The sequence below is a fragment of the Sphingomonas glacialis genome (genome assembly GCF_006439055.1).
Taxonomy (GTDB): Bacteria; Pseudomonadota; Alphaproteobacteria; order Sphingomonadales; family Sphingomonadaceae; genus Sphingomonas; species Sphingomonas glacialis_A.
In genome coordinates, this window is record NZ_RCZC01000009.1 from 146,031 (window position 1) to 158,695 (window position 12,665).

9 protein-coding genes are annotated in these 12,665 nt (G+C 64.0%); 4 read left to right on the forward strand and 5 right to left on the reverse strand.

The window, feature by feature from the left end; genetic code table 11:
• Nucleotides 1–83: 83 nt before the first annotated feature.
• Nucleotides 84–1,988 carry an alpha/beta fold hydrolase gene (locus tag EAH76_RS24345; protein ID WP_206667918.1) on the reverse strand — a complete coding sequence of 635 codons (1,905 nt, stop codon included), beginning with the start codon at nucleotides 1,986–1,988 and terminating at the stop codon, nucleotides 84–86.
• An 87-nt stretch (nucleotides 1,989–2,075) separates the two neighbouring features.
• Between EAH76_RS24345 and EAH76_RS21165 the strand changes: the two genes are divergently transcribed.
• Complete coding sequence (locus EAH76_RS21165; protein WP_140852245.1) at nucleotides 2,076–3,095, forward strand: cupin domain-containing protein; 1,020 nt, start codon at nucleotides 2,076–2,078, stop codon at nucleotides 3,093–3,095.
• Between the two features lie 321 nt (nucleotides 3,096–3,416).
• On the opposite strand, the gene hisD is transcribed toward EAH76_RS21165, so the two are convergent.
• On the reverse strand, nucleotides 3,417–4,718 hold the full coding sequence (gene hisD, locus EAH76_RS21170) for a histidinol dehydrogenase (RefSeq protein ID WP_140852246.1): 1,302 nt from the start codon (nucleotides 4,716–4,718) through the stop codon (nucleotides 3,417–3,419).
• A 156-nt stretch (nucleotides 4,719–4,874) separates the two neighbouring features.
• Here hisD and EAH76_RS21175 point away from each other — a divergent pair, with 156 nt between their 5' ends.
• The 3 genes from EAH76_RS21175 to EAH76_RS21185 all read left to right on the forward strand — a co-directional run bounded on the left by EAH76_RS21175 (nucleotide 4,875) and on the right by EAH76_RS21185 (nucleotide 9,878).
• Nucleotides 4,875–5,903 (forward strand): LacI family DNA-binding transcriptional regulator, encoded by a 1,029-nt coding sequence (locus EAH76_RS21175; RefSeq protein ID WP_161989108.1) that lies wholly within the window; start codon nucleotides 4,875–4,877, stop codon nucleotides 5,901–5,903.
• A gap of 278 nt (nucleotides 5,904–6,181) precedes the next feature.
• Entirely contained in the window at nucleotides 6,182–8,503 is a 2,322-nt protein-coding gene (locus EAH76_RS21180; protein ID WP_140852248.1) for a TonB-dependent receptor, read from the forward strand.
• Nucleotides 8,504–8,603: 100 nt separating this feature from the next.
• Complete coding sequence (locus EAH76_RS21185; protein ID WP_161989109.1) at nucleotides 8,604–9,878, forward strand: MFS transporter; 1,275 nt, start codon at nucleotides 8,604–8,606, stop codon at nucleotides 9,876–9,878.
• On the opposite strand, the gene EAH76_RS21190 is transcribed toward EAH76_RS21185, so the two are convergent.
• Genes EAH76_RS21190 through EAH76_RS21200 form a run of 3 tightly spaced genes read right to left on the reverse strand, consistent with a single transcriptional unit; the run spans nucleotide 9,875 to nucleotide 12,662 of the window.
• Complete coding sequence (locus EAH76_RS21190) at nucleotides 9,875–10,765, reverse strand: EamA family transporter (RefSeq protein ID WP_140852250.1); 891 nt, start codon at nucleotides 10,763–10,765, stop codon at nucleotides 9,875–9,877. The genes EAH76_RS21185 and EAH76_RS21190 overlap by 4 nt on opposite strands.
• The gene (locus EAH76_RS21195) at nucleotides 10,762–11,514 is read right to left on the reverse strand and encodes an HpcH/HpaI aldolase family protein (protein WP_140852251.1); all 753 of its coding nucleotides are present in this window, start codon (nucleotides 11,512–11,514) and stop codon (nucleotides 10,762–10,764) included. Before EAH76_RS21195 ends, EAH76_RS21190 begins: the two co-directional genes overlap by 4 nt.
• A complete protein-coding gene (locus EAH76_RS21200) occupies nucleotides 11,511–12,662 on the reverse strand; it encodes a cobalamin-independent methionine synthase II family protein (RefSeq protein ID WP_140852253.1) in 1,152 nt (383 codons plus the stop codon). Before EAH76_RS21200 ends, EAH76_RS21195 begins: the two co-directional genes overlap by 4 nt.
• Between the last annotated feature and the right edge of the window lie 3 nt (nucleotides 12,663–12,665).

Here is a 12,665-nt window from a genome sequence, read left to right on the forward strand (position 1 = left end):
CTGTCATCGCGAGATACGCGTGGCCCCGGCATCAACACCAAGCTGGCGGGCATCGCCCGATCCCCGCCAGCTGCCCCGCCGGATTATGCCGCGGCTTGCTGCATCGCTGCCATCTTCAGCTGCACCAGCATCGAGAACTCGTCATAGACCGTCCACTCGTCGATGATCTGGCCGTCGACGACATGATAATGGCTGAAGCCCATCACCGACACTTTGTGCCCGGTCGGCGCGCCCAGCGAGCCATAGCCGAAATGATGGCCTTCCATGGTCCAGCGCACTGCGATTTTCTCGCCGCCCTCCTCGCTCTGATTCGAGCAGATGTGCTGCACGACATATTCGCAGTCTGGGATCATCGCGACCAAGCGCATCGTCTGCTGCAGCACCGCGGCGCGGCCCGACAGTTCGCGCATCAGCGGCCCGTGCCACTGGCAATTTGGCGCATAGATCTCGTTGATTTTGCCGAACATCCGCATCGTATAGATGTGGTGCAGCCAGCGCAGCATCTGCTCTTCGCTAGGCGTATGCGCGATCGAGACGTCTGCTTCCGACTGCGGGGGATATTGTCCAAGCAGACGACCGCTCTCGGCGATTTCGGGAACCGCTTCGCCGCGCTCGAGCTTTGCACGCGCCCAGGTCTCGGCATAAGCGTGCGGCTCGATCCCGAGCTGGATCAGCAGCGCCATATTGTCGCGTACAACCCACTCGCGATAGATCTTGTTCTCGAGGATCATGCAATCGACGATCGTGCGCGTGACGAACGGGCGCCCGGTGGGCTTGCCCCACTGGTTGAACTCGGTGTGGCGTCCGACCCCGTGCGTCATGTGGCTCGTATAGAAGCCATCGACGTCGTTGCCCCGCCAGATCACCGACGTCGCCATGCCGCGGCGGTCGGGCAGTTCGACCAAGCGTGAGATTGTCTCGCGCACCAGCGTTTCGCGATCGTACATCGTGAACAGGTTGCCGTACACAACGCAATTGTGCGTGTAATGCGTGTAGATCAGACCGACATCACGTTCGTCCCAGATGCGGTGCGTGCAGCGCACGATGTAATCGACGATATCGGTATATTCCGGGTCGAAGCCGCGCATGCTCTGGACGCGCGGGCGATCGGTCGGGATCAACTGGGTGAGGTCGCGACGCTCGACCTGGAGCACGGCGCGGGGGTCATCCGCAGGCTCATCGACGGGTTTGGGGCTCTTGGAAGCGTCGGTCATGGGATCTCCTGTGGATGGAAGGTGTGGCACGAATGTATCTTCGAGTGGTGTAGCAAGTCGGGCAAGCCACGCGCCGACCTCGGCCGCGACCGCGATCGGGCGTTCGAGCGGAGCGAAATGGCCGGCATCAGCGATCAGGACGAGTGTCGAATCGGGAAGGCCGTCGGCGAGCTCTTGCTGCCAAGCGGGTGGGCACAGCGCGTCGTGCGCGCCGGCGAGCACCAGTGCCGGCATGGTAAGCCTCGCCAGGCGCGACCGGCTGTCGCGCCGCGACAAAGCGAGCGCGGTCTGACGTTTGAGTGCGTCGCTCCCGATCGCGTTCGCCATCGCCTCGATTTTTGCGCGCAGATTGGCGTCGTGCTGGGCCGCGGGCGCAACGTAATCGGGCCATAGCCGCGCGACATGCGCGCTGGCGCCCTGCGCCGCCTCGGTACGGCGCATGGCGTGGAGATCGGGAGCGACAGCGCGTGCGTTGCTGTCAACCAAAGCGAGGCCCACGACGCGGTCTGGAGCTATTGCGGCAAGCTCCAGCGCGACCATCCCGCCGAGCGAAAAGCCGAGCAACGCAAAGTGCGGTGGGGCCTCGGCGAGGATCGCAAGTGCGGCGGCGCCGATTTCGTCGTGGCACAGCGGTGCGACGCGCGCATCGATATGGGGCAGCGCCGCCAGCATCGGCGCGAACATCCGTTCGTCGCACAGCGTGCCCGGGATCAGCAGCAGCGGCACACGCACGTCCGTGCTTGCGACGCATCGGCTCGAGGTTGCTATGTTCATCCGTCGTTTCCACATCCGGCTTGCGACTTGGTATTGGATGTTCTACCTGCGATGCATTCGAATGCAAGTATGCGCGGGAGCTTAATCGTGACGACCTCGACTCAAGCGGCAATGAATGCGCGGCTAGTTCGTTATGCCGACCTCATCCCGTGCCGCACCGCCTTTCTCGATACCAAGACACCGGGATCGACCGAGAAGGAAAATTTCACGATCATCGGCGCCGGTGTCTCCGAAAGCGCGGACCAGCACGTCCACATCACCGAGAAGCACGGCTTCAACATCGGCGCCGCGCGCCAGCCGTTCGGGTGTATCAACTCGCAGCATAGCCATGACACCGCCGAGGTTTTCATGATCCATTCGGGGCGTTGGCGATTGCTGTTCGGGGCCAACAAAGAAGACGGCGCGCTCGAAATCGGGCCGGGTGACGTGGCCTCGGTACCGATCCACATGTTTCGCGGGTTCGAGAAGATCGACGACGGGGTCGGCTTTCTGTTCACGATCCTCGGCGAGGACGATCCCGGCAAGGTGACATGGGCGCCCGCAGTGTTCGAAGCCGCCGCCGATCATGGACTGAAACTCGCCAAGGGCGGCCGGTTGATCGACACCTCGCAGGGCGACTATGCTTTGAAGGATGTCGAGTTGGAGGACGTTCTCGACGCCGATAGTGTTGCGGGACTCAAGACGCCGCCCATCGAAAAGATCCTCGAATGCGTCGTGCCGTACGGCTCGGCCAAGGCCAACGCCAAATCGCCGCTGGCCGCCGAGGGGGTCGAGGAAGCTGGGATCATCGTACCACAGGCGACCGGCGACGGCTTCGCTGCCGGGCCGATCAAGGGCTGGTGGCCACACGGGTGCAACCTGCGCCAGTTGACCCTGCAGACCGGCGCGTATGTTCCGCATCACGCTCGCGCCGAAGCCGAGGTGCTGATTGTGCAGGAGGGGACGTTCGAAGTTTCCTGGGCGGACGGTGCGATCGTGATGGGGGCAGGGGATATGTTGACCGTGCCGATCGGCTTGCCGCGTGCCTTCCGCAATACGGCGTCTGTTCCGGCGGTTGTGTTCGTCGTGCGCGGTACCGAGAGTCCGGCGATGCCCGTATTTGGCTAGGGTGCCCGACTTCGAACGGGCGCGCGCCTCTGCGACGGGCGCCGCCGCACTACGTCCAATTTCCTGCGGTGCGTTGATCGTGCTGCACGGGCAGGGCGCGCGGCGGCAAGGTGCGGTCTACCGCAGCAGCGAGGCGCCGACTACGAACTGAGTACCCAGCGGGTTCGTTAGCGGGGACCCCGGGGGGCAGTGGGCTTGCATGCCGTCGGTGACGGGTACAGCTGCTATTCTCCCCCGGGTGTCCGAAAACGCGATCATTACTGAAGGATTGGAGTTGGCCGGCCGAGACGAGGGGCGGCGGACCGTCCCTCACCCTCACCCTTACGCTACCGCGTTCAAGCGCTCGAGACGGATCGCTGCGGCCTTGCGATGACCTTCGAGTCCCTCGCTATCGCTTTGTCGCATTGCTGCCGGGGCAACGGCCCGGATCGCATCGGATTCGAGCCATTGGTACGTCGCGATCTTGACGTAGGAGCCAACCCACAGTCCGCCGGTGTATTTGCCGGCGCCCATCGTCGGCAAAGTGTGGTTGGTGCCAACATTCTTGTCGGAATAAACCACGCTGGCGTTCTCGCCGACGAACAGCGAACCGTAGTTCCGCAGCTTCTTGGCGAAACCGTGTGCATCGGCAGTATGGACTTGCAGATGCTCGGCCGCGACATGATCGGAGTAGGCGATCATGGCCGCATCGTCGGCGCAGAGGACGATCTCGCCGTAATTCTTCCAGCTCTCGCCCGCAATCTCTGCAGTGGCCAGATCGCGCAACTGGCGTTCGACTTCCTTGAGGGTCGCTTCTGCCAGCGCCTTGTCGGTGGTGATCAGCCCGACCCGAGTGCGAACGTCATGCTCGGCCTGCGCGAGCAGGTCAGTCGCGATCAGTTCCGGGTTACCGGTCGAATCGGCCACGACGAAAATCTCGGACGGGCCGGCCAGTTGGTCGATCCCGACCGGACCAAAGACCTGGCGCTTGGCCTCGTTCACAAATGCGTTGCCAGGGCCCATGATCTTGTCGACCGCGGGGACGCTGTCGGTGCCGTAGGCCATTGCCGCAATCGCTTGGGCCCCGCCGATCAGGAAGATGCGGTCGGCACCCGAAAGGTGGCAGCCAGCGACCATCGCCTTGTGCGCGTTTGGCGGCAGGCATGCGACAACCTCGTCGCAGCCCGCAACCTTGCCGGGCACGATCGTCATGATCGGTGCCGAGAGCAGTGGGAAGCGTCCGCCGGGCACATAGGCGCCGACGCGCTGGATCGGGATCACGGTGTGCCCGAGGTGAAGGCCGGGCAGCGGCTCGACTTCGAGCGGCAGGATCGTCCCGAGCTGCGCGGTAGCGAAGCGGCGGACATTCTCGATCGCGAATTCGGTATCGGCGCGTGTCTGCTTGTCGAGCTGATCGACCGCGTGCTGGCGATCAGCCGGCGACACTTCGAACTGGTCGAGCGACACGCCGTCGAACTTTTGCGAATAGTCGCGCACTGCCGCATCGCCGCGCTCGCGCACGTCCTTGAGCACCGTGGTCACGAGCTCAATGACTTGGCTGTTGTCGCCGATATTGTCGCGCTGCGGCGCTTTGACATATTCGAGGCTGCCCTGGAGGGATTTGGGAGCCGACACGCTGGCCATTCGGGCGATCCTTTCATGGGAAAACTGGCCACGCACGGCCATGCTGACGCGATCTAATGCATTCGAATGCAGATGTCACCCGTCGAGGTGATCGGTGCGTGTTTATTCTGCGCTCGCGAGCGCGTAGGGTCATCCGCAGTCACCCAAGGGAACATGATGAGCGAAGAGATCAAGCCGCCAATGCGGCGCCCGACCTCCTACGACGTCGCGCGCGAGGCCGGCGTATCGCAAAGCGCGGTGTCGCGCTGTTTTGCTCCGGGTGGTAGCATTGCGCCCAAGACTCGCGCGCGCATCGTCAAGGTCGCGACCCAATTGGGGTATCGGCCCAATGCACTGGCGCAGGGGCTAATTTCCGGACGGACGAAGATCGTCGCGCTGCTGATCTCGAACCTGACCAACCTTTATTATCCCGAAGTTCTGGCCGAACTCACCCGCCGGCTGACTGAACGCGACACGCGCGTGCTGCTGTTCTCGCTGGGCGCCGAAAGCGATGTCGATGGCGTGCTCGACCAGGTCTGGCGCCACAGCGTTGATGGCGTGATCTGCGCCGCGCGGCTGTCGGACGAGCAGATCCTCCTTTTCGCCGAGCATCGCGTACCCTTGGTGCTCTACAATCGCATGCCCGACACTGCGCAGGCGGCGAGCGTCTGCTGTGACTCGGCCGCGGGCGAACGTGAATTGGTCGAAAAACTGCTTGCCGCAGGGCATCGCCGGTTCGGGATCATAGCCGGGCCAGACGATTCCTACGTCGGCGAGGAGCGCCGTCGAGCCGCGCTGGCACGTCTTGCCGATGCGGGGCTGCAGGACGTGGCGGTGGTACGCGGCGATTTCAGCTACGAGAGTGGTGGGGCAGGGCTGCGCGCGTTACTCGATAAAGAAAAAACACTCGATGCGGTTATCGCGGTGAGCGACCTGATGGCGATCGGCGCGATCGACACCGCGCGGGACGTGTTCGATCTGCGGATTCCCCACGATATGTCGATCGTCGGTTTCGATGGCTCTGGCCCGGCGAGCTGGACGAGTTATCAGGTGACCTCGATCCAGCAGCCTGTTGCGCGCATGACAAAGGCGGCGGTGATGATGCTGATCGAGCGGATCGAGGATGACAGTGCGACAGCCGAACGGCGGCTGTTTGCGGGCAAATTCATCGCCGGGAAGTCGGCGCGAATCACACCCCGGTTCTGACGCATTCGAACGCAGCGGTTTGCCGTTAGTTTCACGAATACGACACCGGTCGATCATGTGCGACATCGGCCACAGGTGACGAGCGGTCCCCGTCGGCAAACTTAATCCATAAATAACAATGGTTTAGGCTGGTCGTGCAGCGCGTGGGCAGCACGAAAGTAAGACAGCAACTCTATGCATTCGAATGCATTTTATAATGGACGCTTTCCGATCCGCTTGATAGCATTCGGTCATTGACCACGGTTTGCACAGCCGGCGGCGGCTTAAGGGGAAACGATATGCGCAATCGAATTTGGCTCTTCGGGGCGTCGGCGATTTCCTTGGCGCTGTACGCGAGCGCAGCCTCGGCGCAGGAGTCGAGCCAATCCTCCTCGTCCGCGGTTCCTGCTCCGCTGCCGGCCGACAGTGCCGACATCGTGGTGACGGCGCAACGCCGCAGCGAGCGCCTGCAGGACGTCCCGCTCGCGGTCACCGCGCTCAGCGGAGCCGACCTCGCCCGCAATCACATCAACGACGCGAGCCGCCTACAATATCTGACCCCTGGCCTGACATGGGGCCAACAAGGCGCCGATTCTTTTCCGGCGATCCGCGGCGTACGCACCCAGTTGGTGAGCGCGCAGAGCGACCCGGTCATCGGCTTCTACCTTGACGGCATCTATCAGAGCCGCACCCAGCAGCAGAGCATCCCGATCTTCGACGTTTCGCGGATAGAAGTGCAGCGTGGGCCGCAGGGCACGCTCTATGGCCGCAACACCTTCGGCGGAAACATCAGTGTGATCACGCAGGAGCCGACCAACAGCTTCGAGGGTGGCCTCAACGCCATGGTCGGCAACTACGACGCTCGCCAGTTCGACGGCTTCCTCAATATCCCGGCGAGCGACACGCTGCAGTTCCGTGTGGCGGGCTATCACAGCGAGCATTCGGGCTATGTCAGCTCGACCACCAACCCCGACATCAAGCTCAACGACGAAAACCAGACCGTGGTGCGCGCCAGTGCCAAATGGACGCCGACCGCCGAGCTCGAGATTCTCGTCCACGGCGCGCTGTGGGATCGCAACGACGCCGGCGCCGGCGCCTACGGCTACAAAACTGTCGGCACGCTGATCAATCCGACGACCGGGGCGCGCTCGATCACGGGTCTGCCCTATGCGGTGAACCCGAGCGTCCATAACGGTTCCGCGTTCTTCAACGGTGTCGATATCGGCGTGCCCGTCACCGGCGACGCCTATCACATCCAAGCCGATTACCAGCCGACCCAGAAGCTGCACGAGCGCTACATCAGCGGCCAACTCAGCTACGACCTCGGTGCGGTCGTGGCGAAGGCGATCACTGGCTACAACAGCTTCCGCTCGAAGCGCAGCGGTGACCTTGATCAGACCTCGGTCGTCTTTCCCGCAGCGGGCGTGACATCGAGCTTTGCGGGCTCGGGCCTGCAGCAGCCCGACACGCGCGACAATTCGTTCAGCCAGGAATTGCAGCTTTCCTCGAACAGCAAGAGCTCGCCGCTGCAGTGGATCGTCGGTGGCTATTACTTCCATGACATGGTCGACGAGCTGTACAGTCAGGTTTATACCGCGCCGACCGCCACGGCGCTTGGCACGCGCTCGCGTACGCTGATCGATACCAAGGCCTATGCGGCATACGGTCAGGCGACCTATGCGGTCATCCCCGACACGCTGCGTATCATCGGTGGCGTCCGCTACTCGGACGAGACCAAGAACTATACGATCACGAATTTCACGGCGCCTCCCGGAACGTTCAACTTCGCGACGCAGACCGCGGCCAGGGCATCGGGCGAGGCAAAGTACAACAAGGTGACGTGGCGCGCCGGCGCCGAGCTGAACCTGACGCGCAACAACATGCTCTACGCGACGGTCTCGACCGGGTTCGAGTCGGGTGGCATCAACAACAATTCGTCGAACGCGTTGATCCCGCAAAGCTATGCGCCGCAGACCGTGACGGCCTATGAGGTCGGCTCAAAAAATCTGTTCGATGCTGGCCACGTTTCGGTCAACATCAGCGCCTTTTACAACAAGTACAAGAACCTGCAGATTACGATCCTCGATCCGAGCACCAACCTGTCCTATTATGCCAGTGCCGGCGCGGCGCGCAGTTACGGCGCCGAGTTCGAAGTGAAGACGATGCTCTATCAGGGGCTCCATGTCGATCTGACCGCGGCCCTGCTCGATGCCGAATTCACAAGCTACACCCGGCCCAACCCGTTCGGCAACACGACGCTGGTCAATCTGTCGGGCAAGGACGTGCCGATGTCACCCACGTTCAAGGGCACAGCAAGCGCCTATTACGACATCGATCTGGGCAACGCCGGCCGCCTGACGCCACACGTCGACGTCCTGTATTCGTCGTCATATTACTCGACCGACTACAACACTGTGCTCGACCGCCAGAAGGCGTACGGCGTGGTCGATCTCAGCCTGCGCTACACCTCGAAGCCCGGCTCTTATTACATCGAGGGCTTCGTCAACAACATCGGCAATTACGCGGTGATCTATAGCGCGACGCTCGGCAGCTCGGCGCGGGTCCAGGAATCCTATGGCCCGCCGCGGGTCTTCGGCGTGCGCGTCGGCGGCAAATTCTGATGCGCCGCGGTCCGGCAGGAGCGTGGCGGATGTCACCGTTCTCGCGGCATTCGCTTGCCGCCGGACCGCCGTCCCGGCCCACCGCGCCGGGTGCGGCAGCGTGACGGCCGGGACAGGAACCCTCGGCACTCGAGAAACGCTGCCGCCGGCATTCGCCGACCAGACCGCCGCCTATCCCTCGACACGTCGAGCGGTGGCGGCGTTCGCGTTTCTGATGGTCGCGGAGTTCTTTTACAGCTGGGCGTGGAATTCGGTCGACATCCTCCGGCCGTATATTCGCGATAGCCTCGGCCTCACCCTGACCGAGGCAGGATCGGGCTATTCGGCGCAGGGCGCTGGCGCGCTGATCGGCGCGGTGCTGATCGGGCAACTTGCCGATCGCTTCGGCCGTCGGAATATGCTCGTCGTGGTCATGGTCGGCTATGGGCTGAGCCTGCTCGCCGGCGTCGCGGTCACGACCTATCTCCAATTCATCGCGCAACGCTTCGTGCTCGGCGTGATGATGGGCGGGATCTTCCCGATCGTCGTCGGCATCTATGTCGGGTTGTTCCGTGGGAACGTCCGCGGGCGGCTTGCCAGCCTGATCAACGCGATCTTCGGGCTCGCGGTCATCGCAATGGGAGTTGCGGTGCGGCAATTGCCAGAGCGCGCGGGTGAGCAATGGCACCTGCTGCTTTGGATCGGCGGCGTCCCTCCGATCGTTCTGGCTGCCTTCGCCTATGTCATCGTGCCGCACAGCGTCGATACGGGCCGCCCCGAACAGCCGCGCGCACGCTTGCCCGTACTCGAACTGTTCGGTCCGGGCCTGGCCCTGCAGACCGCGATGCTGGCGGCATTAATGGGGCTCAATTTTTTTGCCTATCAGGCGTTTAGCGGATGGCTGACGACCTACCTGAAGGATGTACGGCTACTCTCGTCGGCCGCGATTGGCGGGCTCGTCGCCTGGACCTTCGCTGCCAACATTGTCGGAGGCTTCTTCTGGGGCTGGGCAAGTGATCGCTTTGGGCGCCGCTTCAACGCGCTCGGCTTTTTCCTCGGCGCGGCGGCGATCGCCGCGTATCTGCTCGTGCCTGCCAACCTCGCGCTGCTTGGCGTGATCGGCGCGCTATACGGCTTCATGCTCTCGTCAAGCGTGGTTTGGGGCCCGTGGCTGACCGAGCTGTATCCGCCGCATCTGAAATCAACCGCGGCGTCGATATTCAATTGGGGTCGAATCGTCAGCTTCTTTGCACCGCTGATCACCGGTTCGCTGGCAGGCGCGATCGGACTTGGCGCGACGATGGGGATGGCGAGCGTGATCTTCGTCATCGCCGCCCTGCTGTGGCTGATGTTGCCAGAAACGCACCCGAAGCCGCTCTGGCGCTCGGGCGGCTAAAGTAGGACGGGCGCCGCTCGAGCGTCTCGGACATGCGAGACCGTGCTGCCGCAGGAGGCAAGCATAATCGCGACGATCGCGAGCCACTGCAGCACGCCGAGCCGCTCTCCGAGGATCGCGAACGCGGCCAGCGCGCCAATCACCGGCTCGAGGCTGACGAGCAGGCCGAAGACGTGCGCCGGCAATCGCTTCAGCGCGATCATCTCGAGGGAATAGGGCAGGGCGCTGCAAAGCAGTGCGACGATGCAGCCGATCCCGAGCACATCGGGTCGCAACAGCACGGCGCCGGCGGTGGCCCAGCCGACCGGGACCGCAATCAGCGCCGCAACGATCAGCCCGAGGCACACGACCTGCGTCTCGCGCAGGACCGCGGTCGCTTGGCGTCCCCATACGATGTACAGCGCCCAGAAGAAGGCTGCGCCCAGCGCGAACAGCGCGCCGGTCAGGTCGAGCGCGTGCGCCTGCGGTCCCGGCAGCACCAGGATCGCCACCCCTGCGGCAGCGCATGCGATCCACAGCAGATCGATCCGCCGCGTCGATCCCAGGATCGCAACGGCGAGCGGCCCGAGAAATTCGATGGCGATCGCAACGCCCAGCGGAAGCCGCGCGACGGCTTCGTAGAAGCTCAGGTTCATCAGCCCGAGCGCACCGCCGTAGCGCAGCACCGCGACCGATTCCGCTCGATCCAGCCGCCAGCGCCAGGGCCGCTGCAACCCGACGATCAGCAGCATAGACAGACCCAGGCGAAGCGCGGTCATCCCCGCAGGGCCGGCCACCGGGAATACCGTCTTGGCGTAGGACGTGCCGATACACAGCGAGATCATCGAACCCAGCAGCGGCATTACCGCGCCGGCCGCACCGTAGCGCCGGGCGGCGGTCGCGCTCATGTCTTTGCGGCGGCGATCAGTCCGCCGGCCCCGCCGAGCAGGAAGCCGTGGTCGGAGCCGAGCAGGAACAGGCTGGCACCTTTCGCCGTCCAGAGCGGGACATCTGCGACGCGCGCAAGGAACATGCCCACCGGGCGTCCGTGGCGCAGGCCGGCGGCGCAGACCGCTTCGATCGCGGCGACGACGCGCGGATCGTCTTGGCTGGTCGCGCCATAGGCGACGGTCAAGTCGACGCGCCCGACGAACAGGGCATCGATCCCCTCGACTTTGGCGATCGCATCGATCGCGTCGATCGCTTCGGGATCCTCGATCTGCGCGATTACCACGGTGCGCGCCGCGCTCCAGGCGAGATGATCGGTTATCGAGCGCGTGGTATAGCCCGCCGCGCGCGACGAGCCGGCATAGCCTCGACCACCATGGCCGTATTGGCTGGCGCGCACCGCCGCGCGCGCCTCATCGGCCGAGCGGACGTGCGGGATCACCACACCGGTCGCGCCGCAATCGAGGGCGCCGAGGATCTGCGCGGGATCGGCCGATGCGATGCGCACCAACACGTCCTTGCCACTCGCCCGCGCCGCCATCACGCAGCCGTCGATCGCGGCGCGATCGAACGGGGCATGCTCGGCGTCGAGGCACAGGCAATCGAGCTCGGTCAGTGAGAGCACCTCGACGATGATCGGCGATGGCGTCTTGACGAAGGTCCCGACCAAGGTCTCACGCGCGGCAAGGCGCTGTTTCAGAGACGTCATGCAGCCCGTGCCCAAATCCGTTCGCTCGCAATTGTCGCGCCGTCCGCCAGCGCCGCGAGCTTGGCGTAGACGATATCGGGATCGATCGCACCAAATCCCGCGAACGTAGAAAAGCCGCAGTCGGTGCCGGCAATAACCCGCTCGCGACCGACGATATCGACATATTGTTCGATCCGCTGGGCCACCACTTTGGGATGCTCGACGAAGTTGGTGGTCGAATCGATCACGCCGGGGATCAGCACGCGGTCCTCGGGGATCAGCGTTACCATGTCAGTAAAGGCCTGCCAGTCATGCTGGTGGCGCGGATTGGAGGTTTCGAACAGCAGCCCCTGCGGCTTCGCCCGCATCAGCGTCGGCAAGATCACCGCCATCTCGACGTCGCAATGGTGCGGCCCTTCGTAATTGCCCCAGCAGACATGCATCCGCACCTGGCTCGCGGGTACGTTGCGCAGCGCGTGGTTGAGCACTTCGACGTGCTGGCCGATCAGCCCGAGATAGTCGGCGTCGCTGCGATCCTTGTACATCATGTGGCGCCCGAGCCCGAGATCGGGGCTGTCGAGCTGCAGGATTAGCCCGGCCGCGCAGATCGCTTCATATTCGGGCCGCATCGCCTCGGCCAGCGCCTCGAGATAGGCGTCCTGCGTTGGGTAGAAGTCGTTGGGCTGGAACAAGGCGATCACGCCGGGCGAGGCGGCGTTCATGAACGCGCCGTGCGGCGCATGTAGGTGCACGGCGTGATCCAGCCGTGCGACGTCGTCGTGCAGCGGTTGCAGCGTCAGCGGCGCGATCTCGGCGACGCAGCGCGGGCGGCGATAGGTCGGCGTGCCGCCAGCTGCGGCTTGGCGCGCAAGGAAGCCAGGAAATGCCTCGAGATCGGCCGGCGGCGTGCGCGCGCTGTCGCCGGCAAAGCCGGTGATTCGGTCCTTGATATAGGTGGCGTACGAGATCTTCGACATCTCGCCGTCCGACACTAAGTCGATGCCAACAGCGACCTGGCGCGCGACGCAGGCATCGACGGCGGCACCGACGACGCGGTCGAACTCGCCAGGGTCGATCGGCTCGTCGCGTTCGTGCGCGAAGATCAGGTCGGTGACCGCCTTGTCGCGCGGCAGTGAGCCGACATGCGTCGTCAGAATCCGGTCGGCCATCAG

What these genes read in the sequence shown, in the direction of transcription:
- EAH76_RS21175 (WP_161989108.1), top strand. Translation starts at nt 4,875, where the DNA reads ATGAGCGAAGAGATCAAGCCGCCAATGCGGCGCCCGACCTCCTACGAC.
- EAH76_RS21200 (WP_140852253.1), bottom strand. Translation starts at nt 12,662, where the DNA reads ATGGCCGACCGGATTCTGACGACGCATGTCGGCTCACTGCCGCGCGAC.
- EAH76_RS21180 (WP_140852248.1), top strand. Translation starts at nt 6,182, where the DNA reads ATGCGCAATCGAATTTGGCTCTTCGGGGCGTCGGCGATTTCCTTGGCG.
- EAH76_RS21190 (WP_140852250.1), bottom strand. Translation starts at nt 10,765, where the DNA reads ATGAGCGCGACCGCCGCCCGGCGCTACGGTGCGGCCGGCGCGGTAATG.
- EAH76_RS21195 (WP_140852251.1), bottom strand. Translation starts at nt 11,514, where the DNA reads ATGACGTCTCTGAAACAGCGCCTTGCCGCGCGTGAGACCTTGGTCGGG.
- hisD (WP_140852246.1), bottom strand. Translation starts at nt 4,718, where the DNA reads ATGGCCAGCGTGTCGGCTCCCAAATCCCTCCAGGGCAGCCTCGAATAT.
- EAH76_RS24345 (WP_206667918.1), bottom strand. Translation starts at nt 1,988, where the DNA reads ATGAACATAGCAACCTCGAGCCGATGCGTCGCAAGCACGGACGTGCGT.